The sequence below is a fragment of the Verrucomicrobiota bacterium genome (genome assembly GCA_021294815.2).
GTDB lineage: Bacteria > Verrucomicrobiota > Verrucomicrobiia > Opitutales > LL51 > LL51.
The window spans coordinates 808601-832718 of the sequence record CP095464.1 but is presented as its reverse complement, the minus strand read 5'-3'; the positions used below and the strand labels follow the sequence as shown (position 1 = coordinate 832718).

The 24118-nt window shown below is 46.7% G+C and carries 20 protein-coding genes, 1 tRNA gene and 1 other RNA gene; 8 read left to right on the top strand and 14 right to left on the bottom strand.

Going from position 1 to position 24118, the window contains the following annotated elements; all coding sequences use genetic code 11:
• Window positions 1-143: 143 nt before the first annotated feature.
• The 3 genes from LW808_003935 to fmt all read right to left on the bottom strand — a co-directional run bounded on the left by LW808_003935 (window position 144) and on the right by fmt (window position 1856).
• Window positions 144-689, bottom strand: coding sequence for a phosphatase PAP2 family protein (locus LW808_003935; protein ID UPA28417.1), 546 nt, complete (start codon window positions 687-689; stop codon window positions 144-146).
• Window positions 690-765: 76 nt separating this feature from the next.
• Window positions 766-842 (bottom strand) — tRNA-Asp (locus LW808_003930).
• Window positions 843-893: 51 nt separating this feature from the next.
• Window positions 894-1856 carry a methionyl-tRNA formyltransferase gene (fmt, locus tag LW808_003925; GenBank protein UPA28416.1) on the bottom strand — a complete coding sequence of 321 codons (963 nt, stop codon included), beginning with the start codon at window positions 1854-1856 and terminating at the stop codon, window positions 894-896.
• 147 nt (window positions 1857-2003) lie between these two features.
• Here fmt and LW808_003920 point away from each other — a divergent pair, with 147 nt between their 5' ends.
• Window positions 2004-2846 carry a HAMP domain-containing histidine kinase gene (locus LW808_003920; GenBank protein UPA28415.1) on the top strand — a complete coding sequence of 281 codons (843 nt, stop codon included), beginning with the start codon at window positions 2004-2006 and terminating at the stop codon, window positions 2844-2846.
• Between the two features lie 334 nt (window positions 2847-3180).
• Here the strand turns inward: LW808_003920 and rnpB are convergent.
• Window positions 3181-3554, bottom strand: an RNA gene (rnpB, locus tag LW808_003915) — RNase P RNA component class A.
• 124 nt (window positions 3555-3678) lie between these two features.
• Between rnpB and LW808_003910 the strand changes: the two genes are divergently transcribed.
• Both LW808_003910 and LW808_003905 read left to right on the top strand, forming a co-directional pair.
• A complete protein-coding gene (locus LW808_003910; protein ID UPA28844.1) occupies window positions 3679-4725 on the top strand; it encodes a CNNM domain-containing protein in 1047 nt (348 codons plus the stop codon).
• Window positions 4722-6077: a type II secretion system F family protein gene (locus LW808_003905; GenBank protein UPA28414.1), complete on the top strand. Its 1356-nt coding sequence runs from the start codon at window positions 4722-4724 to the stop codon at window positions 6075-6077. Before LW808_003910 ends, LW808_003905 begins: the two co-directional genes overlap by 4 nt.
• A 1-nt stretch (window position 6078) precedes the next feature.
• Here the strand turns inward: LW808_003905 and LW808_003900 are convergent, their stop codons facing one another.
• Window positions 6079-7590 carry a YifB family Mg chelatase-like AAA ATPase gene (locus LW808_003900; protein ID UPA28413.1) on the bottom strand — a complete coding sequence of 504 codons (1512 nt, stop codon included), beginning with the start codon at window positions 7588-7590 and terminating at the stop codon, window positions 6079-6081.
• A gap of 106 nt (window positions 7591-7696) precedes the next feature.
• Between LW808_003900 and LW808_003895 the strand changes: the two genes are divergently transcribed.
• Together LW808_003895 and LW808_003890 are read left to right on the top strand one after the other, a co-directional pair.
• Entirely contained in the window at window positions 7697-8740 is a 1044-nt protein-coding gene (locus LW808_003895) for a rod shape-determining protein (protein ID UPA28412.1), read from the top strand.
• Between the two features lie 2 nt (window positions 8741-8742).
• The gene (locus tag LW808_003890) at window positions 8743-9588 is read left to right on the top strand and encodes a rod shape-determining protein MreC (GenBank protein ID UPA28411.1); all 846 of its coding nucleotides are present in this window, start codon (window positions 8743-8745) and stop codon (window positions 9586-9588) included.
• 208 nt (window positions 9589-9796) lie between these two features.
• Here the strand turns inward: LW808_003890 and LW808_003885 are convergent, their stop codons facing one another.
• The 8 genes from LW808_003885 to cysS form a co-directional block, all read right to left on the bottom strand.
• Window positions 9797-10051: a hypothetical protein gene (locus LW808_003885; protein UPA28410.1), complete on the bottom strand. Its 255-nt coding sequence runs from the start codon at window positions 10049-10051 to the stop codon at window positions 9797-9799.
• Complete coding sequence (locus tag LW808_003880) at window positions 10052-10783, bottom strand: MBL fold metallo-hydrolase (protein UPA28409.1); 732 nt, start codon at window positions 10781-10783, stop codon at window positions 10052-10054.
• 85 nt (window positions 10784-10868) lie between these two features.
• A complete protein-coding gene (locus LW808_003875) occupies window positions 10869-11516 on the bottom strand; it encodes a superoxide dismutase (protein ID UPA28408.1) in 648 nt (215 codons plus the stop codon).
• 52 nt (window positions 11517-11568) lie between these two features.
• Window positions 11569-11976, bottom strand: a complete 408-nt coding sequence (gene atpC / locus LW808_003870) for an ATP synthase F1 subunit epsilon (protein ID UPA28407.1) — start codon at window positions 11974-11976, stop codon at window positions 11569-11571.
• Between the two features lie 3 nt (window positions 11977-11979).
• Window positions 11980-13389 (bottom strand): F0F1 ATP synthase subunit beta, encoded by a 1410-nt coding sequence (atpD, locus tag LW808_003865; GenBank protein UPA28406.1) that lies wholly within the window; start codon window positions 13387-13389, stop codon window positions 11980-11982.
• A complete protein-coding gene (gene atpG / locus LW808_003860; GenBank protein UPA28405.1) occupies window positions 13389-14288 on the bottom strand; it encodes an ATP synthase F1 subunit gamma in 900 nt (299 codons plus the stop codon). The genes atpD and atpG overlap by 1 nt, the downstream gene beginning before the upstream one ends.
• Window positions 14289-14310: 22 nt before the next feature.
• Window positions 14311-16632 (bottom strand): cation:proton antiporter, encoded by a 2322-nt coding sequence (locus LW808_003855; GenBank protein ID UPA28404.1) that lies wholly within the window; start codon window positions 16630-16632, stop codon window positions 14311-14313.
• Between the two features lie 65 nt (window positions 16633-16697).
• Window positions 16698-18116 (bottom strand): cysteine--tRNA ligase, encoded by a 1419-nt coding sequence (gene cysS, locus LW808_003850; GenBank protein UPA28403.1) that lies wholly within the window; start codon window positions 18114-18116, stop codon window positions 16698-16700.
• Between the two features lie 34 nt (window positions 18117-18150).
• Here cysS and LW808_003845 point away from each other — a divergent pair, with 34 nt between their 5' ends.
• Both LW808_003845 and LW808_003840 read left to right on the top strand, forming a co-directional pair.
• Entirely contained in the window at window positions 18151-18909 is a 759-nt protein-coding gene (locus LW808_003845; protein ID UPA28402.1) for a type II secretion system GspH family protein, read from the top strand.
• Between the two features lie 75 nt (window positions 18910-18984).
• Window positions 18985-21651: a hypothetical protein gene (locus tag LW808_003840; GenBank protein ID UPA28401.1), complete on the top strand. Its 2667-nt coding sequence runs from the start codon at window positions 18985-18987 to the stop codon at window positions 21649-21651.
• A 13-nt stretch (window positions 21652-21664) separates the two neighbouring features.
• On the opposite strand, the gene LW808_003835 is transcribed toward LW808_003840, so the two are convergent.
• A complete protein-coding gene (locus LW808_003835) occupies window positions 21665-23428 on the bottom strand; it encodes a site-2 protease family protein (GenBank protein ID UPA28400.1) in 1764 nt (587 codons plus the stop codon).
• Between the two features lie 88 nt (window positions 23429-23516).
• Between LW808_003835 and LW808_003830 the strand changes: the two genes are divergently transcribed.
• Entirely contained in the window at window positions 23517-24095 is a 579-nt protein-coding gene (locus LW808_003830; GenBank protein ID UPA28399.1) for a hypothetical protein, read from the top strand.
• Window positions 24096-24118 lie beyond the last annotated feature (23 nt).

The window sequence follows — 24118 nt, the reverse complement described above, 5'->3', positions numbered from 1 at the left end:
GTCCCAATATCTCCCACTTCATCCCCCCAGTCAACAGTTTTTAATTAAAAGATTTCCTTTTCGTGTCAAATTTACTTTAACATTTTTTGATATTTTCCCAATTAGGCTCAAATGGGGCACAGCTGTGCCCCTCAAAATGACGACTAAAACGACTTTGAAATTGTCAGGCCAACACCTTCATCTGCGGCACTCACGGTAATGCCGTTCTTCGCGTAGGGTTTCGTAAAGATAAGATTCACCAAAAATCCCATTGCGGCACCTACACCAATATCGCGCCAATGATGGTATTTTCCTTTCACACGACTATAGGCTGTAAGGCAGGCTAATCCAAGCGCTGGAACACCGTACGACCAACCGTAGCGCCGTTGCAGAAAAAACGCTCCCTGAAAAGCTGAAGATGTGTGTCCCGAAGGGAACGAACCTTTGCCGCCATTCGGGCGCCGCCCAATCGACGAATGCTTTGTTGCCTGTTTAATGCCGAGCGTCAGTAACGCTGATGTCCCGCAAGAAAGCGCCCACTCCTTCATACCTTCTGTGTCTTTCTTTACAAGGGTCGTCCCAAAAGCAAACGCTGGAATCGCAAACTGCAAAGCATCTCCCAAACTTGTCAGAGCAGTTTTTGCATCAAGCGAAGAACTTAAAAAAGTAATAAAAACAAAAATTTTACTAAACGTTGCTTTCGATTTCATAAACAGCAACGTAGTTTAGGAAAAACAACCCTGTCAAGAAAAAATTTTTACATTTTACGAAATATTAACAAAGTCATGGCGGGATGGACGGGACTCGAACCCGCGACCTCCTGCGTGACAGGCAGGCGCTCTAACCAACTGAGCTACCACCCCCCGACAAGGCCTCGTACCGTATCGGGCGCCCAGCGCTTGTCAAGACGTTATTTAAAACGGAAAAACTGATGATTCAAAAGGTTTCATCGGGCTATGATTTTTAACACAACCCGCATTCAAGAATCCACGATTGCCCTGAAGAAATCGCTTGGTCGGCATTTTCTTTCCACCTGGTTTCTGGATGAGATCGATGACCAGTGCTTCACGGGAACCACAGGCAACACATAGATTCTCCTTATCTAAAAAGATCATTCCTGAGCTATATGCCGTCTGGGAAACGGTGCGCGTACTTTCGATTTTGTAACATTCATTTCCGACCTCGATGATACATCCGAGATGTGGCGACAAGGCACGAATACGGTTCAACAACACTTTGGCCGGTTGCGTGAAATCCAAGAAACGATCCTCCTTCTCAAGTTTCCGGCAGTACGTTATTTTTGATGGATCTTGAGCCTGGCGCGACAATGTCCCGCGGCAAAGCGATAAAAATTGATCTCGGACGATATCTCGCGCTGCTAAAGAAAGTTTTTGTGTCAAACTCTCAGCATTGTCTTCCGGTGAAATCGCTACCGGTTGTGTTGCAAAGACATCTCCCGCATCCATGCCTTGTGCCACTTCCATCAAAGAAATCCCCGTCTCGGTTATTCCTGAAGCCAGCGCAGCCTCGATCGGTGCGGCTCCACGAAAGCGTGGTAGCAATGAGGCATGGAGGTTGTAAATGCCCGAGGGTACCGCTTCTCGGATATTTTTCCTTAAAATATAACCGTAGGCCATCACCAAAATAATATCACATTGCCGGTTTTGGATCCATGCGACCGTCTCGTCAGAAGGTTTATCGGGACGACCCAATGGAATGGCATTTTCAAGTGCCCAGGCGGAAATCGGATTTGGCAAAAGATGTTGTCCTCGCCCTGACCGCCGATCGGGTTGCGAAATTATTCCTACCAGTGAAATCTCAGGCATTTTTTTCGATAGAAGCTCCAACATCGGGAGCGCAATGGGGTGCGACCCCATGAAGACAACGCGGTACGGCGACATATGTGGTCAAAGTGTCGCTTTTCGATCCTTATGCGACAAGTCTTTTTGTAAAAGAAACCACAAAACTTTCTTTTTTATGGAAAATCATTGCTGGCGCGTCGATTGTTTGCTAGGGAGAGGTATATGAGTTGGGTTGACGGTGTCTCTTGTGCCAGTGGGGTTATTGTGTCATCCTTTGGAGTAACCGCCGCACTTTTGGGTGTTGCATATCACTATTACAAAATGTGCCAATCCCGTACGCTTATTCATAAGCTTCAGGAAGTCGTTGAAGCACGCGGGATTTTTATGAATGTCACATCTCATGAGCTTCGTAATCCGATGACGACGATCTACGCTTCAATGGACTTACTTCAGCACTACGAACAACGTCTCGATGTTACTGAGCGACAAGAAATTTTCGAAAATATCCGAAAAAGTATCCTTCGAATGACACGCATGATGGACCGCATCGTCCTCGTTGGCCGATTGCAACATCAACAAATCACCTATCATCCACAGTCAACAGACATCTTGGCGCTTTGTTCTTCGATCATCGAGGGACTCGCCGATAAAGATGCAAAACAGCGTATTCAGGTGGTTTGCGAAAAAGAGCAGCCGCCTATAATTGCAGTCGATCCGTCCCTTGTGGAATATATTTTAGGTAATCTCTTGGGGAACGCCCTGAAATACTCCAAAGAGGATGTCATTTTAGCCATTAAAACGGAAAATAACACGGTTCAGTTTGATATTCTTGATCGCGGGATCGGCATTCCTCGCGAAGAGGTCCCTAAATTGACACAGCTTTTTGGGCGCTGCTCTAATACCTACCACTGTCAAGGAATTGGTATCGGCATGTATCTCGCCGTTCGTTGCGTTGCGCTCCATCAGGGTACGTTATTGGTCGCAACAGAGCTTGGGAAGGGTACCCATTTTCGGCTCATATTACCGCTTATGGAAGATATCGATGAAACAATTGCTGCTCATTGAGCCGGATTTTTCCGTCGCCCGGGTTCTCAAACAGTTGCTGCGATTTTTAGGATTTCAGGTAACGGTCGCCGCTAATGTTTCTGCAGTCCTGTTGAATATGCATTTCGATTTTGTAATTTGTGATCTTGATTCTCAAAATTGTTTGAGTGATCAAGACGTACTTCGTCACCTTCATCAATTATATATTCCTGTTCTGATCCTGCTTACGGCGTCTACCGATCCAATAAAACTCACTCAGGCGGAATCCCTCGGCGCGGCTTGTATTTTAAGAAAGCCCGTCAGTCAAGAGGTGCTACACGCAGCACTTTTAGCATCTGAGCAACTTATTCAAAACGGCGCCCGACCGGATATAAGCCGGATTCTGTAAGTGTTACGAAAAAACACTCGGAATTCATTTCTCTCAGGGCAACGCCCCGCTCCTCTTGGAGTGCGACCAACCCGGAACCATTGAGCGAGTCACTCGGCTCCATATTTGGCCTTGCACCGGACAGGGTTTTCAGTGCGAATCGCATTACTACGACTCCGGTGAGCTCTTACCTCGCCTTTTCACCCTTACCTTGCGGCGGTATTCTTTCTGTTGCACTTTCCGTCACAGCCCTTTACAAACTGTGCCCGCGCTTTCACACGGTGTCCTACTCTGCGGTGTCCGGACTTTCCTGTAAGTAACCACATGTTCTTGTAGCCTCACCGAATTCCCTCCGCATCGAGCGCCTCCCATCAGGGAAAAATGAAACATTTAGAATACAAGCTTTTTCATTTTAAACCACATGTCTTTTGGTCCTTTAATCCTTGAAAGATTTCCTGAGCGTATATGATAACAGTCGATGTGCACATGTTCAACCTCCTCGTCCTCACCGTCCTGCTAACATTATGCATTTCAGCAACAGCTTCTGTTCTAGAGGCTATCCTTCTGAGTGCCAACGATATTGAGCTCGAAGACCTTCGTGTGCATCACCGCCACACCGCCAACTACATCGAAAAGTGCAAAAAAAACATCAACGAGACGTCTGCGGCGATTCTTGTACTCAATACGATTGCAAGTACATTTGGTCCCATTGTCGCCGGTGGAATTGTTGCTAAAAACTTTAGCGAAGGCAGCCTGGTTTATTTCTCTGCCCTTATGACCGTTTGTCTCTTAGTTTTTTCGGAAATTCTACCTAAAAACCTCGGGCTTGTCTATCGCCAGAAGCTCTACGTACCGGCGGCATTTTTACTACGCATTGTCGTTTGGACCATGTACCCATTTTCCAAGGCTTGTAGCCTGATTCTAAACCTCGTGATCGGTAAGAAACGTCTCAATGAGGCGCGTTATTCTGAGCGCGATATTGTCCTGCTAGCCCAAAAAAGTGTCCGTGACGGAACGCTTACCAACCAAGAGCGGAAGATGATCGAAAATACGCTTAAAATGGACAATACCATTATTGCGGAAATCATGACGCCGCTCGATCACCTCAGCGCCTATAGCAAAAACGCGACTGCCCGTGATGTTTTCTTAGCCAATAACGAGAATATTCCTTCTGGGCGCATCCCGGTTTACGCTAATAATCCCGAGAATTTAGTTGGCATTGTCCATCGACGGAAAATTCTTCACGCCTTTGCAACCAACGGCGCCAATACGCAACTCGGCCGCCTCATGGAAAAACCCAAGGCGCTCCCAGATAACATGTTTGTCAACAACGCACTCGATGCCCTTCTTAAGAGTCTTACGCAGCTCGCATTCGTCAAAAAGGACGATAAAGTCATTGGCGTTCTGACGCTCGATGATATTTTCGAACACATTATTGGTGTTGAGATCGCGGAAAATGACGATATTGCTATTAAAGAAGGTATTCAAAATATCGCCAAACGGAAGGTCCGTTTTAAACAAGATGCGACATGAAATGGCGCCTGTGGTTTCGTGGTTTCTTGCAAAAACATCAGAGGAATCTCGAAAGGAGTTGGTCCTCAAACACTGAGAATGCTGCAGTTAGCCCCGAGGAAGAGGTTGTCGATTTCGCCTCCGAACTGCGCAAACTAGAGGAACTCGCTCGGGGAAAACGCCCCATACGGTCAACGCCAGAATTAGTGGTCAATCACGAGGAGAAACCTCTAAATACTGGCAATACTGTGCATAAAAAAACTCTCAGAGACATCTCTTCGACGGAAAGCTATAAACCTCGATTGCGGCAATCATCGTCGCCTCAAAAAATCACGTTGAAGCTCGAAAAAAAGGCACATATTGTCCGTCAGCTTTCCACTTTGCTAGGCGCGGGAATGGATCTTCGTTCTTCGTTAACATTACTTGTCGAACAGGAAAATGGCCATGCACGCGTATTTTTGGAAAATATCTTGGCGCACATCGAGGGCGGTAGTCAGCTGTCGGAAGCCATCGCTCACTCCGGTGTTAATTTTGATGCATCCGAAATCGCAATAATTCGCGCCGGTGAAGCCAGGGGACAACAAAGTGAAACACTCGCCAAAATGGCAGATCTGGCAGAACGGAAAGTTTTTTTAAAGAAAAAAGTTCTGTCAGCGCTCTTTTACCCCGCAACGGTGTTATTAGTTTCAAGTGCAATTATCTTACTGCTAACGACTTTTGTGATTCCGAAATTCGAAACGGTTATCGTAGACCAGGTTGGCCCCGAGGCGATTCCGGTATTAACTGCCTGGATTCTCGCCGGTAGCCGCTTTATTACCAATCACCTATTGATCGTCATTGTAGCAATTGCGGTAGGAATGCTTGCCGTCGTGGCTATGCGGAAAAACACGACCCTTCAACGGATACTCTATGACCTTCTGCGCCATCTCCCTATTTTTGGACGTTGCCTCCAAAAGTGGTATATCGTGTTGTTTGCCCGTGTATTTGGGGACTTACTGCTCTGTGGATGCTCGGTCGTTGAATCGTTAAAAATGGCACGTGCCAGTGTCAGCGATACGGCGATGCAACACCAGCTTTCATTGGCGATTCGCGATGTACAACAGGGAATTTCATTAGCGGAAGCATTACACCGGCGACACGTTTTACCGGAAGTCGCAGAAGGGCTAATTAAAGTTGGTGAAGAGTCCGGAAACCTCGGTGAAATGATGCAAAAGATCGCCACGACCTACGAGGCAGAGCTCAATGAACTCATGACACGGGCAACGGTCCTAATCGAGCCACTACTCATTGTCATGCTCGCGTTTTTCATCGGGACCATCGTTATTGGATTATTTTTGCCGCTGGTTTCTCTGATTCAAAATATCGCTGCCTGATTTAAAAAATTTTCCGATCCAGTGAACGGTAATGGATGGCCTCTAGAAGATGCTCTTCGCGGATCGTTTCGGCAGCCTCAAGATCGGCAATCGTACGTGCGACTTTAAGAATACGGTCATGCGCACGCGCAGAAAGACCCAGACGTTCAATCGCCGAAGTAAGAAGCTGATCGCCCGCATGATCAAGTTCACAAAATTGCTGAAGGGCCGCGGTATTGAGTTTAGCATTCGTTGACATCGTAGCAGGGTTACGGGCACATTGACGTTCCCGAGCGCGCACAATACGTTCCCGGATAGTTACAGAAAGTTCCCCCAAATTTTTGTCGCGAAACTCCTCTGTCGAAACCGGCCGAACTTCGGTGTGGATATCGATACGATCAAGCAGTGGTCCGCTGATTCGCGAACGGTAACGCTGAATCTGATGCGGTGAACAGATGCATTCACGTTTGGGATCACCTAAAAAACCACACGGACAGGGATTCATCGCCGCGATGAGCATTAACGAACATGGGAATTCAACTTTGGCCATGTTACGGGAAATTGAAACAAACCCGTCTTCTAGAGGTTGACGCAAGACTTCTAAAGTGGCACGTTGAAATTCAGGAAGTTCATCCAAAAATAAGACACCATTATGGGCCAATGAAACTTCCCCGGGCGTGGGATATTTTCCTCCCCCTAAAAGACCAATATCGCTGATTGTGTGGTGCGGTGCGCGAAATGGTCGCTTGATATCTTTCGGCGAATGAACGTGTCCGCAGGTCGAATAAACAGCGAGAATTTCTAAAAATTCTTCTACTGTTGGCGGCGGCATGATCGTTGGAATACGGCGCGCGATCATTGATTTTCCCGATCCTGGCGTTCCAACCATTAGGAGATTATGTCCTCCCGCGACAGCCACTTCGACGGCTCGTTTTAGGGCCTGTTGTCCTTTCACTTCGGAGAAGTCCACATCAAACGACACCGACTCCGGAATCCAGTGGGTTTTCACCTGGGGTAGTTCTTCCTCACGCGATAAAAATCGAACAACCTCTGGAAGATTATGGGCACCATAAATCTCTAAATTATTTACAAAGGCCGCGGTTTCTGCAGAGGCAAGGGGTAAAATGAGCTTCTTATGGTATTTCCGTGCCTGCATTGCAAGAGCAATACTCCCTGGAATCGGTAAAATCTCGCCCGACAGGCTGAGCTCACCCGCAATAATGTAGTCTTCTAAGTGATGTAAAAGTGCCTGTCCCGTACTTCTCAAAACGCCAAGCGCGATAGGTAGGTCGTAGAGCGCCCCCTCTTTCCGCAGATTCCCCGGGGACAAATTGACAACTGTTCGCGTTTTCGGCATCGAAAATCCACTACTTTGGAGCGCCGAATGAACCCGTTCTTGAGACTCTCTAACCGCCGCATCCGGCAAACCAACTGTCAAAAATTTGGGATCGCCTGGAAGGTTGGTATTGACCTCAACAACAATCGGAATGCTTTCAATTCCCATTAATGCTCCCGAATGAACCCGCGATAACATGGCTCGTGCCTCTTATTTTATCAAAATTTTGTCAAGAAAATAATTGCTCGAATTTTCGTAAATTGTCTTTGCAAAATCGTGAAAAAATTTTCATTGTGACCATCCAATGAGATTGGGCGCTAAGTTAAAGAATTCGGCGAGCCGGGCGTTAGGATTTTTGTCGCACGATATTGGAATCGATCTCGGAACGGCCAATACGTTGGTTTTTTCTAAAGACCGCGGAATTATTATGAATGAACCGAGCGTCGTCGCCATTTATGCCAACTCCAAAAAGGTCCGCGCGGTAGGCTTGGAAGCGAAAAAAATGCTCGGTCGCACCCCTGCCAATATCATTGCTGTTCGCCCTATGAAGGATGGTGTGATCGCCGATTTTGAAATTACCGAGGACATGTTGCGGTATTTTATCAACAAAGCTTCACGTCCTATGAATTTTATCCCGCCACGGGTCGTCATTGCGGTTCCGTCCGGCATTACCGAAGTCGAGCGCCGAGCTGTCCGGGAGTCTGCAATCCACGCGGGGGCGCGCGATGTCTTGCTGTTGCAAGAGCCCATGGCTGCTGCGATTGGCGTAGGCCTCCCCATTGATGAACCAACGGCCAGTATGATTGTCGATATTGGAGGGGGTACCACTGAGGTAGCGATTTTATCCCTTAATGGTGTGGTTTTCTCGCAGAGTATTCGGATTGGCGGCGATGCGATCGATCAGTCGATCATTGCTTACGTCAAAAAAATGTACAACCTCATTATTGGCGAGCGGACGGCGGAAGAGATCAAGATCCGTATCGGCTCGGCAGCACCTCTCGATAATGAATTAGAACTTACCGTCAAAGGACGCGACGCGATTATTGGACTTCCCCGAACCATCAAAATTACATCAACCGAGGTCCGAGAAGCTCTACGTGAAGCAGTCTCAGGGATTGTCGAGGTCATCAAAATCGCCCTCGAAAAGTGCCCACCAGAGTTATCGTCTGATCTCGTCGATCGTGGTGTCGTCCTTGCCGGTGGTGGATCAATGATTCGCAAGCTCGATCGAGCCATTAGTGAAGCGACTGGGCTTCCAGCCATTGTTGCTGATAATCCGCTTTACGCCGTCGCTAATGGAACGGGTATGGTTCTCCAAGACCTCGGCGCGCTCCTTGCAGATGATTAATCATGGTGCCTTTCCGATGGTTTGGATGGTTGTTTCTGATCATCGCCGCCCTTGTTTGTTGGGTTAAGTCATTTTCGCCACGCATATTTTTACAATCAACAACACTCCCTTTCTATGAATTAGTAGACAGTACTCATCGAAAGCTTGATGCCTTACGTTTCAAAGCGTGTTCTCAAAATGAACTTGTTGCCCTTTGTACACAATTATGGAACGAAAATACGGAGCTCCATCGGCAACATCACGAGGATCAGCATCGATTAGAGCGCATCCAACAACTGGAACAATTAATGCATCTGGGTGATCAATTGAAATTAAAAAAATGTTACGCACGTGTCATTAAGCGCGAAGTCTCCGCGTGGTGGGACCAATTTATTATTAATAAAGGCTCTGCGGACAGCATTGGCGAAAATGATCTCGTGGTCGCTGCCATTTCCCCAAACAGTTCTAATACGCCCCCTGAGATTAGTGTCATTGGCAAAATTGCTTCTGTTCAAGAGCACCACGCAACTGTTATTTTAACAACAAGTCCCAAATTTCATCTCGCGGTTACGTTAGAATCTGCGCCAAACCCTACCCCTATGATTTTTCATGGCGGTCAGTCTTCGTCTCTCAAAAATTCTATGGAGCGCCGCGGACGTGTCACAAATATACCAACATCGCTAAAAACTCTCAAACCCGGAACGACCGTTCTTCCCATTTCTTTACAAAAAGGAGTCGCTTCGCTGGCGTTAGGAACAGTCCTCTCTCTTGAGCCCCAAGGAGATGGATTTTTCTTGCAGGCTACAGTTGCATTGCCTTCAATGAGCAACATTTGCGAGGTCGCCGTCATTCAAACACATGATCTCTAGCTCCATTCCCTATGCTGCCAAAGTCACCGCTGTTCAACGGTTAGTCGTTATTCTCCTTCTTGAGCTTTTATTGAACCATTTCTTTTATCCAATACGTCTATCGCTCACCATTTTCCCCGTCGCACTCTTTCTTTTCTTAAGAAAATATTGTTCCTTCCTAGAAGGTTTACTACTGCTTATTTGCATATTGAGCGTCTACGAACCCATTCTAAATAGCGGTGCTTTTTTTTGCATTTCTACAGCAACTGCTTTCTACATTGGTAATCTTTTTGACTTCGATAAAGTCGCCGCGCTCGCACTTTGGAGCACGCAAAACTTTTTCTATCTCTGCTTTAATCGGGACTTTATCCTCTCCGTATTGATCGCCAATGGACTCTTGCACATAGTCATCATTGTATGCTTCAACCTCAATGCTTTGCCCAAAAAAGATTTTGGAAAAGAAACAATTTTTCTCTAAAAACACTCACACACAACAGTAGCTCACCGGAATGCTTGTGTCCTCGGGATCGATCACGGTAATGTTGTAGCGCTGGAGCATTGCGGGGCCAAATAATGAGGTCAGGAGCCGCGAATCATTACAATCCCGGCTAAGATGCGCCAAAAAAATTTTTTGCCATGAGGGATTTTCTGTACGCGCGACGAGATCGAAAGCCGATTCATTCGATAAATGTCCAAAGCGGCTCCGGATTCTTGCCTTGATCGCAAATGGACGCTTGATATCATTTTCGAGCATTCCGTTGTCGTAGTTCGCTTCCAACACCAAGATATCGGAATGCGCGACGTGCTCGCGGACTTTTTGCGGAATATACCCCAAATCTGTCATCCAACACAGGCTCTTTCCTCCGTCACGACTGCGAAAGATGTACCCAACGGGATCAGCGGCGTCATGGGGGATGGAAAATGTCTCGACCTCAAACTCGCCATACGTTAGTACGGTACCGGTTTGAAAATAATCCCATTGGAACGCACGCTCGAGCTTGCGTTCAATTGCTTCCGCAGTTGGCCGATTGGCAAAATGGCGGATATGACCATATTTATGGAGCCCCCTCAAACCCTGCGAATGATCGGCATGCTCATGTGTAATAAAAACCGCGCCAATATCATCGATCGTGATGCCAAAATTTGGAAGGCGTAGAACGATTTGTCGTCCTGTCAACCCGGCATCGATCAAAAAATTCCCCGTTGTTGACCGCACCAACAAACAGTTTCCGTGGCTACTGCTTCCTAAAAAATGGCAGCTCGTGATCACAGTCTTAACCTAACTACCGACTTTTGACAAATCAATGCTTTTCGATCACCTCTTGGTAACGTTGCGCCACCCGGTTCCAGTCAACGATATCCCAATACGCCTCGAAATACTTGAGTTTCTGATTCTTGTACTTGAGGTAATACGCATGCTCCCAAAGATCGAGTGTAAGGATCGGTATTCCGGCTTTGGAAGTTCCTTTAAACTGCGGCATTTGCGGATGATCATGATTGAGTGTGGTCATCATCACAAGCTCTTTGTCGAGAGAAACACAAAGCCATGCCCAACCGCTTCCGAGGTGCTGAGCCGCAATATGTTCGAACTCCTTTTTAAAATTCTCGAGCGACTGAAATGATTGCTTTAGTGCCGCTTCGAGGGCTGACGATATCGTAACTTTCGATTGATAAGGCCTCAAAATATCCCAAAAGAAGCAGTGGTTGGCATGTCCCCCGGCATTAAACTGGATCGCATCTCGATAGGGCGGCGGAATTTTAGAAAAATCCATCGTCGCAATGAACTCATCGATATCCTTGGGCGCCGGATAGTGGATCTGCTGCAGCAAATCGTTAAGCTTTTGAATATACCCTGCGTGATGCTTAGTGTAATGCAACTCGAGCATCTCCGCCGTTAGAACGGGCTCGAGCGCATCGTAGGCAAATTTCAAATCCGGCAACTGATACATGGATTTTTTCTACCCAACAAAACCGAGGCGTCAAAGATTTATCCCGAAAAATTTATTTTTTTAATTTTTTCAGCAACTCGGAGCGCACTTTCGCCGACAATTGGTCGAGCGCGTTTTGATCGAGATTTCCCCGCGTGACCACTCCCTGTAACGCCTTTTGCGCCAACATTTTGGCATCTTCCAGCTCCTGTACCTCTAAGTGATGGACATCAACGGCTTCCTCGACGACAAGTACCGCGGCATCGTTTTCGAGATGAAGGATCCCCGAAGAGGTCGCAATGATCTCCGTATGACCATCCGCGAACTGAAGGCGGGCACTTCCTGTTTCTAATAACGTCATCAGCGGGCGATGCCCAGGCAAAATCTCAATCTCGCCCATTGTCGTATCGACAGCAAGCGACGCGACTTCTTTCGCGGTAATCGTCCGCGCGGGGGTTACGACTTCGATCTGTAGCGACACCGTTTAGGCCTCCGCGCTCAGGACCTCGTCAATAGAGCCCTTCATATAAAAATTATTCTCAGGAATGTGATCGAGTTCACCATTCAAAATCATCTCGAAACCACTTACCGTTTCCTGCGCCGAAACATATTTTCCTTCGCGCCCTGTAAATGCCTCCGCGGTCCGGAATGGCTGCGATAGAAATTTCTGAATTTTACGCGCGCGGCCAACGGTAAGCTTGTCCTCCTCAGAAAGCTCATCCATACCGAGAATGGCAATAATATCCTGGAGTTCTTTGTATTTTTGTAAAATTGACTGCACCTGCCGTGCAACATCGAAGTGTTTCTGGCCGACAACTTTTGGATCGAGTGCCTTCGAAGTTGAGGCTAACGGATCGACTGCCGGGAACAATGCCAATGCAGCAATCTTGCGGTCGAGTACGAGCGTCGAATCGAGGTGCGCAAAGGTATTTGCGGGCGCCGGATCCGTTAAGTCATCAGCCGGCACATACACCGCTTGAAATGAAGTAATCGAGCCATTTTTAGTCGAGGTAATGCGCTCTTGGAGCTGTCCCATCTCCTGGCTAAGCGTTGGCTGGTAACCTACTGCGGACGGCGAACGCCCTAATAGTGCCGAAACTTCAGAACCTGCTTGTGAAAACCGGAAGATATTATCGATAAACAGCAATACATCCTGATGCCGCTCATCACGGAAAAATTCGGCAATTGTCAGTCCGGTGAGACCAATCCGCATACGCGCCCCCGGGGGCTCATTCATCTGACCAAAAACGAGGGTCACCTTCGACTTCGCAGGATCCTCTTCGTTGATGACACCCGAGGCTGACATTTCGTGAAAAAGATCATTCCCTTCGCGTGAACGCTCACCAACACCAGCAAATACCGAAAAACCACCGTGACCCGTCGCGATATTGTTAATGAGCTCTGTGATGATAACCGTCTTGCCAACACCTGCTCCTCCAAATGCCCCAATCTTGCCGCCTTTGACGAAGGGACAAATCAAATCAATGACCTTAATCCCAGTCTCCAAGATCTCCGATGAAATATCCTGGTCTAAGAGGCTTGGCGCCGGACGGTGAATCGGTAGACGCTTTTCATAAATCACCTCTCCTCGCTCGTCAATCGGATCTCCCGTGACGTTTAAAATCCGTCCCAAGACGCCGTCCCCAACGGGTACCGAGATTGAATGCCCCGTATCGATGACGGCTGTCCCCCGACGGAGTCCATCAGTTGCCGACATTGCGACAGTCCGCACGACGCCTTCACCGAGGTGTTGCTGGACCTCTAAGACGAGTTTTTCTCCTGAGTCGCGCACAACCTCAAGCGCATTATAAATGCCCGGAATCTGCGTATCGGGAAACTTTACATCAACGACCGCACCTAAAATTTGGATAATTTTTCCTGAATTGTTTTCCATTATGACTCACGTTCGCCCGACGCCACCGCGAGTTCGATAATCTCATTCGTAATCGCGTATTGTCGAGCTTTGTTATACTCCAATCGCAGCTCTTGTCCCAGGGCCTCAGCGTTATCCGTCGCGCTCTTCATCGCCACCATGCGCGCGCTATGTTCCGAAGCCTTTGCCTCAAGCAATACTTGATGGAGGTTATACTTTAAAAAGATACTAGCGATGTGATCGACGATCTCTCGAACACTGGGTTCAAAAATGAGGGGCCGGGGATCAAATGAAGGCGCTTCAAAATCTAACTGGGCTGCCGCTAACATTCCTGAAAATTCCTCATAAAAGTTGCTCATTGGAAGTATTTTTTGCAGCACTGGAACGTATTTGAGTGTATTGACAAATCGCTGATACAATACCTCCACGGTATCGATTTCGCCGGCCAAGAACTTTTGGCTAACAAACTCCCCAATTCCCTGCACTTCGTGATATTGGACCTTATCGTTAACAGAAAAACTCGCAATGAGGTCATAACCACTACGACTTAGGAACTGCATTGCCTTCTTCCCAATGGAAATGTAGCTGCACTTGCCTTCAGAATCTTCCCCTTTTAAGAGCTGCCGAAAGAGATTATTATTCAATACACCACAAAGACCACGATCCGTACCCACAACGATCACGCAACGATGTTGCACGGGCGTACGATCAACAAAAAAAGGGTGAATATTTTTATCGACCTTTTTCTTTGGTAGGCGCGCGATGACCTCTGCGAGGCTCAATAAATAAGGACGGCCACCGATCGCAAAATCTTGGGAACGCTTCATCTTCGACGCCGCAACGAGCTGCATCGCAAGCGTGATCTTCGCAACGCTATCTACCGCGCGAATCCGCCCCTTGATCTCCTTGACGCCTTTCATCCGCCATCGAAAGTGTAAAAAATTAAGCCCGAGGCGTCAACTCCGATTGTTTCAATTTTTCGATTGCACGCCTTGGACCAGTGAGGATCAAAATGTCGTCTTTTTCGAGTACGAGCGAAGGCTTTGGCATTGTAATTTTTTCTCCCATACGCTGGATCCCCGCGATGTTGACACCATACTGACTGCGAATACCCGTCGCGGCAATCGCCTTCCCTAAAAATGGGCTCGTCGGAGTGATGCAGTAATTATCGATCGCGAACTCAACACGATTAGCTGAAACAACACTGTCGGCCGCTTCTTCATTAAAGAAATCGATCGCAGATTGGATCTGGGACTCCTCCCCCATCAACAACAACTGATCATCCGGGAAAAGAATCGCATCGGGAGACGGCGAATAACAGGTATATCCGCTGCGCGAAACCGCGACAATCGTTGTCCCCGTATTTTCTCTTAATTGAAGGCTCGAAATCTTATGGCCCACTGCGATACTATTTTTCGGGAGGCGGTAATTTTTGATCTGCGCCGTCCATGGATATTTTTCACGTGCACGCTGCATAATCGCATCACGATACTCGTCATCCTTTTCCTGTACTTCAGCGATAAAGGTTTCACGGAAAGACTTTTCAAACCGGCTATTGGACTTAAGAAGTTCACGCCATCCAAATGCTGCCTGGCCAATTGAACAGAGTGCGAAAACAGTTAACGGGTATCCTGTCGGTAGATAAGCTGATGAAACGGAAACAAAAATAATCCCAATAAAAAGTAGAACAATCGACAAAACGACGTGCCGGATGACGCCAATGCTACGGCTATTTTCCTGTTGTTGTGCCTGCTGCTCTGAGTGAAAAATGTGATTAAGGACAATATTGATAATCTCGTTGATATTTTTGACGACACCAGCGAAAATCGGCATAATGATGAACGCGGCACAAATCCAAATCACCGCCATAGCAATCATCTCATGCTGCGCGATGAACGGCCACGATTTATTTTCGACGCCTTGGGAGAAAAATCCCGCCAAAATCATCAATCCTACGAGCATTAAAAAGTACCAAACAAGGCTCAAAATATACTCTTTCGCCTCGTGTAAAAAGGTCATTTTTTCGACCTCTAGTTTTGCTGCCTGCTGAAAACGACGGTAAAACTGATCAAAATTAACGAGCGATTTCGGTATACACCGGCCAATGACACCGTAGAGCGGCTCGATGTACTTTCTGAGCAATGAACTCAATACAATCGTACAAAGCGAAAGCCCAACAGCGATCGACATTAACGCCGGATCGGTTACCCCTAATGAAGCACCAAGTCCCGCAATAACAAAGCTAAACTCCCCCTTTTGCGATTTGTAAACCGAGGTATAAAACGATACCTTTGAATCTTCTCCCGCCAAATAAAGCCCGAACCAACAAACAAAAATCTGAGCAATCGTCGCGACCACCGAAATTACCAGAATTGCAACCCAGTGTTGCGCAATCTGCACCGGATCAATGGCCATCCCAATCGTAACGAAAAAGATCGCACAAAACATATTGCGCAACGGCTCTGTGATGGCATCAATTTTATGCGCAAACGCCGTCTGCGACAGAACCGATCCCGCTAAAAATGCCCCCAACTCCGTCGAAAAATGCACCTCATTAGCGAGCTCTCCAATTCCTAATGCAAACCCAATGGGGATCAAAACCAACAAATCCGGCGAGGTAATTTTGCTCAACCAGGCCGAAATACGGGCACCACAAAAACGGCCAAGAACAAAGACCATGACAACAAAAACACCCAACAAGAATGTAACCTGCTCAACTGCTTTCCATTCGAAATGGCCCTTCATCGAGATACCGGAAAGGATAACGAGTAGCAAAATCGCAACAAAGTCCTCGAGAACTAAAATTCCAATGGCTAACTGGGCATAGTGCGTATCGAGTGCCTTTTCTTCTTTGAGCACCGGGATCGTCATCATCGTCGAACTGATCGCCATGAGTGCCCCGAGAAATAACCCGTTAACGCCTTGCCATCCAAGACATCGCGCCGACAAAATTCCAACAAACATCATGATGACTGTTTGGAATAAAACGGCTAAAAACGAAGGCCCCATCGTCCGCCGCAGCTTGTCGAGGTCAAACTCCAAGCCGATATAGAACATCAGGAAAATGACGCCAAGATCGCCAAACTGCTGCAATACCTCGTAGTTCTGGATGTACGGTGCGAGCGCAAAATGAGGTCCGATAATAAACCCACTTAAGATGTACCCGAGCAAAAGCGGGAGCCGCAAAAAATGGAAAATCAAACCTGCAGTCCCAGCCGCTCCGATCAGGACCGCAAAGTCACGTATCAAACCGCCCTCTTCCATGATGTTAAGATTGTATCTTTTCTATCCCAAGGGTAAACAATAGAAAAGACAAGCTCTTTTGTTTTTTAATTTGGCATCAGCTGATAACCGTCCTTTTGATCGGTGATAGACCAACCTTTGGCGTTAATTTGCGCCCGCAATCGATCCGCCTCCGCGTACTGTTTCTGCGCCTTTGCACGCTTTCGCTCCTCTGCAAGTGCCGTAATTTCTAACGGAATCTCTTGGTCTCGTTCTTGCCGCTCCAACAGTGGTTCATAGAGACCCAAAATCCATAAAACTGTTAGCAATTCATTGATAAAATCAGCTTGAATGGTCGGATGCTGATTGAGAACGGAAAACAATTCTCCGAGGCATTTGGGCGTATTGAGATCCTGCTGAAGTGCTTCCATCGCTTTGTTGAAAAAACGCCATTCTGATACCGGCTGCTTTTCAATTGCTTCAGAAATTCCCATCGCTGTGATATGTGCACGGAGTTTTTTAAGTGCGCTTTGTGCGGCCTCGAGACTCGCCTGTGTAAAATTGAGCGTCTGGCGATAATGGGCGCTGATCAAGGCATACCGAACCGTTGCCGCATCGTAGCCTTTTCCCAAAAGGTCTTCAAGCGTGTAAATATTGCCCAAGCTTTTGGACATTTTCTGCCCCTCGATCAATAAATGCGCAGAGTGGAACCAATGGCGCACAAAGGGCACTTTTGTCGCGCACTCTGACTGCGCGACCTCGTTTTCATGGTGCGGGAAGCACAGGTCGATTCCTCCGCCATGAATATCGATCGTCGGTCCGAGGTATTTCTGGGCCATCGCACTGCACTCAATATGCCATCCCGGACGCCCGCGCCCCCAGGGGCTTTCCCAAAAAACGTCGCCATCTTCGGGTTTATAAGCCTTCCAAAGCGCAAAGTCGCAAACATGATCGCGCGAATACTCATCTGACTGATTACGCTGTCCGGCGCTGTTAGTTTCCTGCGATTCAAGTTGCGCTAAAGCGATCCCGGAAACCTTTCCATAGTCGGGGAAGCTGGCGATCCGAAAATATACGGAACCATCCCCCGTAGCGTAAGCATGTCCCTCATCGACAAGCCGCTGGATCATTGCAATCTGTTCCGCGATATGCTCTGTCGCCCTCGACTCCACATCGGGAGCCAAAATGTTTAATTTTTGGGAATCACGATGAAAACAGTCAATCCAGTGTTGCGTAAAATTGTTAAGCGAAATCCCTGCCTGTTGTGACCCGCTGATCGTCTTATCGTCCACATCCGTGATATTGCGCACGAACTTCACCTTGTATCCAGAGGTCAACAGCAGACGCTGTAGTACATCTTGAAGCAAAAAGGTACGGAAATTACCGATATGTGCTAAATTATACACCGTGGGACCGCAGCAATAGATACGCAGCACTTGGTCCGGTTGGCTCGGTTGAATTTCCTCTAAAGCATGCCGCCGCAAATTGTACAAAAAGACCACGCTTCGGGAGCTAGTTTTTCCCATAAAAAGCGCAATATTGTTTTAAATTTGTCCTTTTATGAAAATTTTACAAAATATCTCCGTGTCACAATACGCCAATCGAAAGAGTTTTTCGCTTTTAGAACTTACCGTTGTCATTGGAATTCTGGCAATTCTGATTTGTCTCGCGATCCCCAATCTACGTGCACTGACTGAACGCTCACAGCGCGCCACTGCAGCTGCCAATTTAAGGACAATTGCCCTCGCCCATATCAATTTTATTCGTGATCATGGCCACGCTATCCGCCCCTCTGATTTGTATGAATTGAGTGCCCAGGCCTCTGGTGACGGCGATGCTAACCTTGTCGCCGCACTTTTGGCAAAATACGGCTACATCAGCGATGTTTCGGTTTGGATGTGGGATTTCGATCCTTTGACGAAAAAAAATATGGTCGCAACCATGTATGATGCGTCCTCCGATCGTATCGTCGAAAAATTCCGAGGGAAGCAAAGTGGCGGGAATACACCCTTGAGCGTCGTCTGCTGCATCGCCAAAGATTCATTCCAAAGTGATGATGAATTACTGTCATCGAAAATCCCCTGTTGTTATAGCCGCGGTCTTTCTCCTCAAGGTCAATGGAACTCATCTTCTGATACCAATAGCGGTATTTGGGGCGATCGAGGTGGTCTTATCGCGTTTTTTGACGGCCACGTTGAATGGTTTCCAACAATTTCAGGACGTTTCCAGCAATATGGCACCAATCTTTCGACTGACAACTTAAATCAAGCCTTCCCCGAAGGCGCCTATTTTGTCAGCTGGCAAGGGAAAGAACTCTAAAGCTAAATTTTTAATTTAAGTTCACAATAACCAAAATTAATTTGCAGTTTTTTCTTAAAATTATAACATTCATCTATGATGCCGTTTGCAAATTATGAGGCCCCTCAGTATGCGTACCACAATGCTGCCGATGCGGATTTAGATCCTTTCTTACAAGTCGACACACAAGAAACACCGCCTATTCAACCTAATTTTGGACGTCAACATTACCCCAATAAAAGTGAAAATTGGCATGAAAAAACCACAACTTTACCCCAACAAAATCGATTTTGGAGTCGCTTAAGGAATCGTTGGTATAGCGGAAGGGAAACTACTGCGGCAGAAAACCTTGCTGCCGAAAATGGAAGTCAAAACAGAGGCACTCAGAATTATTTTAAGGACGCCCAATATCCCCAGTCAAATCGCGCGTTCATGCAATCCGAAACCACCAAAAGTTCGCAAGTTGCAAAACCTTCAGGATTCTGGAATCGCTTCAGAAACAACACAAAACCTCCACAAAACAAAATTTCAGACACGCCGTTTACGTCCAATGAACCAAACAATCCCTTATCTGTCCCGGAGCATAACAACCTTCAAGCAGCCGCCCCCTCTCTAGAGGTCTCGACCGAGCAATCTCCAAATCTCTGGAACCGCTTTAAAAACGGTATAACTTCTCGATACTATAGGACCAGTACACCAGATATTTCCGATCGACACCGTGATTCCGTAGCGGATGTAACTCAAAACAGTTCTCAATTATCCACTCCTCAAAAAGTACAATCAAAGGGATTTTTCGGCCTTTGGAATCGCCATAAAAGTAGGGAACCACATGCACGCGACGAAGCTTCCGATACGTCCGTTGCCACAAACCCACAAAGAACCTCTATACCAAACTCTACTCAGAGTAATTCGCAGCTCACAGGCATCACCTGGCGTTTATCCAAGGATGGCACACTCACACCGATCAATGGTGCCCATAATACACACTCCGTAGTTCTTCAATCCGATAATCCTGCATCAAACCTTGGCCAAAACAGCCTTCATAAACAATCTTTTTCCGAGGTAAATAACCCTACCGATTTCTATTTCGACGCCAAAAATCCTGCTGACGCCAGTAAAAATCTTTTCTTACAGGTCAGTGATTATGTCGACCAAATGGATTTTCGCCACGGTCTCCAAATGGGCGAATTAGATAAGCTCGAAGGACTTCTTGAACAAGCCGCCTCTTCTGCAAAGACATTATATCCGTCGCTTTCTTTTTTCAGAAAAGATTTTCAAACATATCACGGCCAACAATTTGCAGGTCCCTACTGGATGTCATGCAACCTCGCCATTCGCACCGTTCAATCCATGAAGCGTGACCTCGGAATGATTAATAAAAGTCTCTCACGAATCACTCGAAATGGCATTTTCAACTACAATCCCAATACTGATCGGAGTAATAAAGAGATCAAAAAGGCAAGGAAAGCAGTTTGCAAAAGTATTCGAAGGGGTTTAAAGGACTACAACTACTCCAAGCAAGAAAATGGGACTTTTGCCGTCCAAGACGTTCGTAAATTTATCATTAAGCAAATACTACAGTTTGCGCTGCTACATTTAACAAGTGACAAAACCTTTTACGAACAGATGATTATAAATAACCCTGTACAGCTCGTGCAATGGATGGTATCAGTCCTTCAGCAAGGGATACTGCTACATAAAGGGCACATTTTAGGAAACTTCTCTTGGCATATGCATGGTATCTTAATGCAGGCTTATGGCGTAGGAAATAATGAGCCATTTACAGGTTCTAGCAAGCCAATATATAGTCAGTGGTCTGCTCCAGACGCAATAGACGCTGCGGCCTTTGGCCCTTATGTTACCTGGAGGCAGGGTACCGCATGGGGAAATGAGCTCGATCCTCGGTTACTATTGATGAAATTTGCGTCACTATCTCCTAGTTTCCCTCAAGAAAAGGGTTTTTCAGAACTTACCATAAAACCTGAAGACCTTGATGTGATTGCTAATAATACGAAATATAATGATATTGAAGTAATCGCGGAAAATGTTCGAAAAGGTCTCATTTTGTGTATCACTCAAGTTCTTAATGCGTTTATCGATCAGGCACAAACGCAGGATGCATTGAGACATTATGAGCCCTGTTGCGTTCTAGTCGATGATGGTTGTTACGAACGATTTGCACAGAACTCGTCCCAATCTTTTTCAAAAAACGGCTTCAAGGAATCGATCCTCTATCGTGATTCACCTAATTTAATGCAACTTCGTTTGATCATTCCAGAATGTCTACAACAAGTCCTACGGCAAAAAATTGATGAGTTGAGATTTTCCACACCGGCATATTTTGACTATGCAGAAGTTTTACAAATCCTTGATCAACAGACAAAACCGATAAGTATTGCACGTCTTTTGCGCCCATCAACTCGAGAGATTGCTTTTTATCCAAAAGCAATGAAATCCCTTCCGGGAATCTACGACTATAACGCATTAATTGAAAAAAATACCGATAATAATATGGATCCAGATTCATTTGAGAGAAGTAAAAGATATGCTCAAGAAATATGGAACAAACTCTGGAATTGTATGATCACTCGAGACGCAAATGGTATAGGCAGTCTCCGCATTATTATGCCGGATCCGTCATTGGCAAAACTCTTTGGTTTCATTCGGAAACGCGACGATCTACAACCGAGCGCCACACCCGGAATTTGGGGACGCATTCGCGGAAGTTTTCAACGAGGCGATCGCACTCTAGACTTGCTCTAAAAATCTACAAGTTTTACCCTTGACGCCAAAAACCTGCTTCATCCAGGGCGAGTAATTGCTGGCGCTGAAGTTGGGTTTTAGCGTCTTGTTCACCCAAAATGCGGTGGACGTCGAAAACACTGATATAGAGCACGAAGCCCAGCAGAATTAACGCGAAAATGGACTGTATGGCACCTAGTGTATGTGCTGGAAATTTTCGCCGAAAAACAGCCTCTAAAAGCGCTAAAAGAATGATGCCGCCGTCGAGGATCGGAAGTGGAAGAATATTGAGAAAGGCGAGGTTGACATTGAGTAAAATTACAAACCAGAGCAACAATCGAAAATCCGTGACGGCAAAGGTGTGAAGTGTTTTTACAATTCCAGTGGGTCCCATGAGATTTTTGAAGTGTACGTCGGCTGATGGCGTCAGTAGACTTATCAACGTTTGAGCGGTCATTTGTATGCTGTCTGAAATTTGCGTCAACGGATGGATATGCATCTGAACTGTCGTTTCTTGGAGCTCGAATCCTAAAGATTCGTGGCCCACTTCCTTGTCAATGGTAGCCGTCGTCACTACAAAAGTATATTTCTGCTCGCCGATTTGTAGTTCCAAGCGTTGGCCTATACGGCTTTTAAAAAAATCGCAGTACGCTTTAAGCGTCTGAGGCGCGTCGGACGCCTGAACCGAAAGTGTTTCTCCTAAAAGTGTAAGGTCGCTGTCACCGGAATCCAGATCTTTAATCCATGACAAACATCGTAGCGTACAGGGTTGCTCACAAAGGTCTTTGGATGTCAGTGGCTCTGTGAACTCAGGGCAAAGTTCCAGTGTCCCCTCGAAATCCAACGCAAGGCGTAACATCGGCTTCTGATGCGGGACCTCCGCACACGGAATTGTAACGGAATACCGATCTCCTTCTTTTCGTTCAAACTCGCACAATACCTCTTCCTGCCCTCGTAATAGGTCTAGAAATAGTCGATAGGAAGTCACCGGAATACTGTCAATTGCTATCAACTGGTCCCCTCGTCGAATGCCCTTAGCTGCTGCAGGAGAATTGGCATACACGTGGCTCACACTTAACTTTTCCTCCGAAAGCAGCCCTGCGATCCGCGAGGTTTCACCCGTTCGGGCATTCTGTTCACAAATGACGGGATGAACCGTCACTTCCAAGGGTTGATTATCGCGGACAATTGAAAATTGCGCTATGGGCCCCTTAGCATCACGGTGTTTTCCCAGTGTGATTCCATAAAGCACATCGCTAAAATTTTTCGTTGCATGGCCGTCAATCGCAACGATACGGTCACCGATCTTGAGACCCGCGCGTTTTGCAGGTCCCGGGACTTTTTTCGCCGCATTAATCGGGACCTCATGGCAAATATATCCAATTGTTGTGTTGGTACTGCTATAGCGCTGTTCAATTCCCAGATAATACAAGCCAACGGCAATAACAAACGCAAAAAGTAGGTTAAAAACGACACCCATGGAGGCAACAATTATCTTATCGCGTGACGAAATCGGCGGTAGGCTCTGGGGTAGTGCATACTTACCTTCGACACTCTGTACATCCATCAACTGAGGAAGCGTGACATATCCTCCTAACGGTAACAGTGAGATGCAAAACTCCGTTTCGCCGATTTTTTTCCTAAAAATTTTAGGGCCGAACCCGATGGAAAAACACGGAATGTAGAGTTTACGCCACTTTGCGGCGAGCAAATGCCCGAGCTCGTGGACAAAAATTGAGCCCCCGAAAAAAATCAAAACCCACAAAATGGCCTCGAACTGCGAAAATCCCGCCTCCATAAAACACGACGCTCAGCGTAGCATCCCGCCTCATTGCCGCAACACAAAATTGGTTTGCGTACGACGCCACTACCGATAGAAAGACCATGTGGGGATCGAAGGACGTAACACATTTTTTCAGGATTTTCGGAATCTACGGCAAGATCCGAATTTTTACCAGAAGGTTTTGGCGCTCTCACTCGGTTTCGCGACCTATATCCTCAGTTTTTTTGTTTTTCTCTATCTTTTTCTCTTTATTGAAGATTCCTTAACCAATCGCCGCGCAAAACTCCCCGCTCTTGGTGTAATTACTGGGCACAATTTGAGTCGTCATCCTGTTCCTGTTTTAGCGACGCTCGTTCATCTCGTCCTACTTTTGATTTTCCGCATGAGTTATAGTGGCTTACTGGTCGATCTCGCAACTTTCTTTTGGGTACCGTCCGCGCTGTTTACACTCGTGTTGTACGCCTACAGCTACGACGATCGTAGTTTTTTCAACCTCCACAAGACACTTATGTTTTGGAAGATCAATTTTGATGCGCTCTGGATTCCTGCGGGCCTCATGCTTCTCGCCATCTTACTCATGGGCGAAAATCCGTTTGCGGCCCCTGCGGTCGTTTTAGCGCTCATCTATCTCGTCAATTTTATCGTCAATCACTTCGATGAAAAGTTGTACGACGGAGCGTAATTCTCCGCGAAATTTTTCCTCAA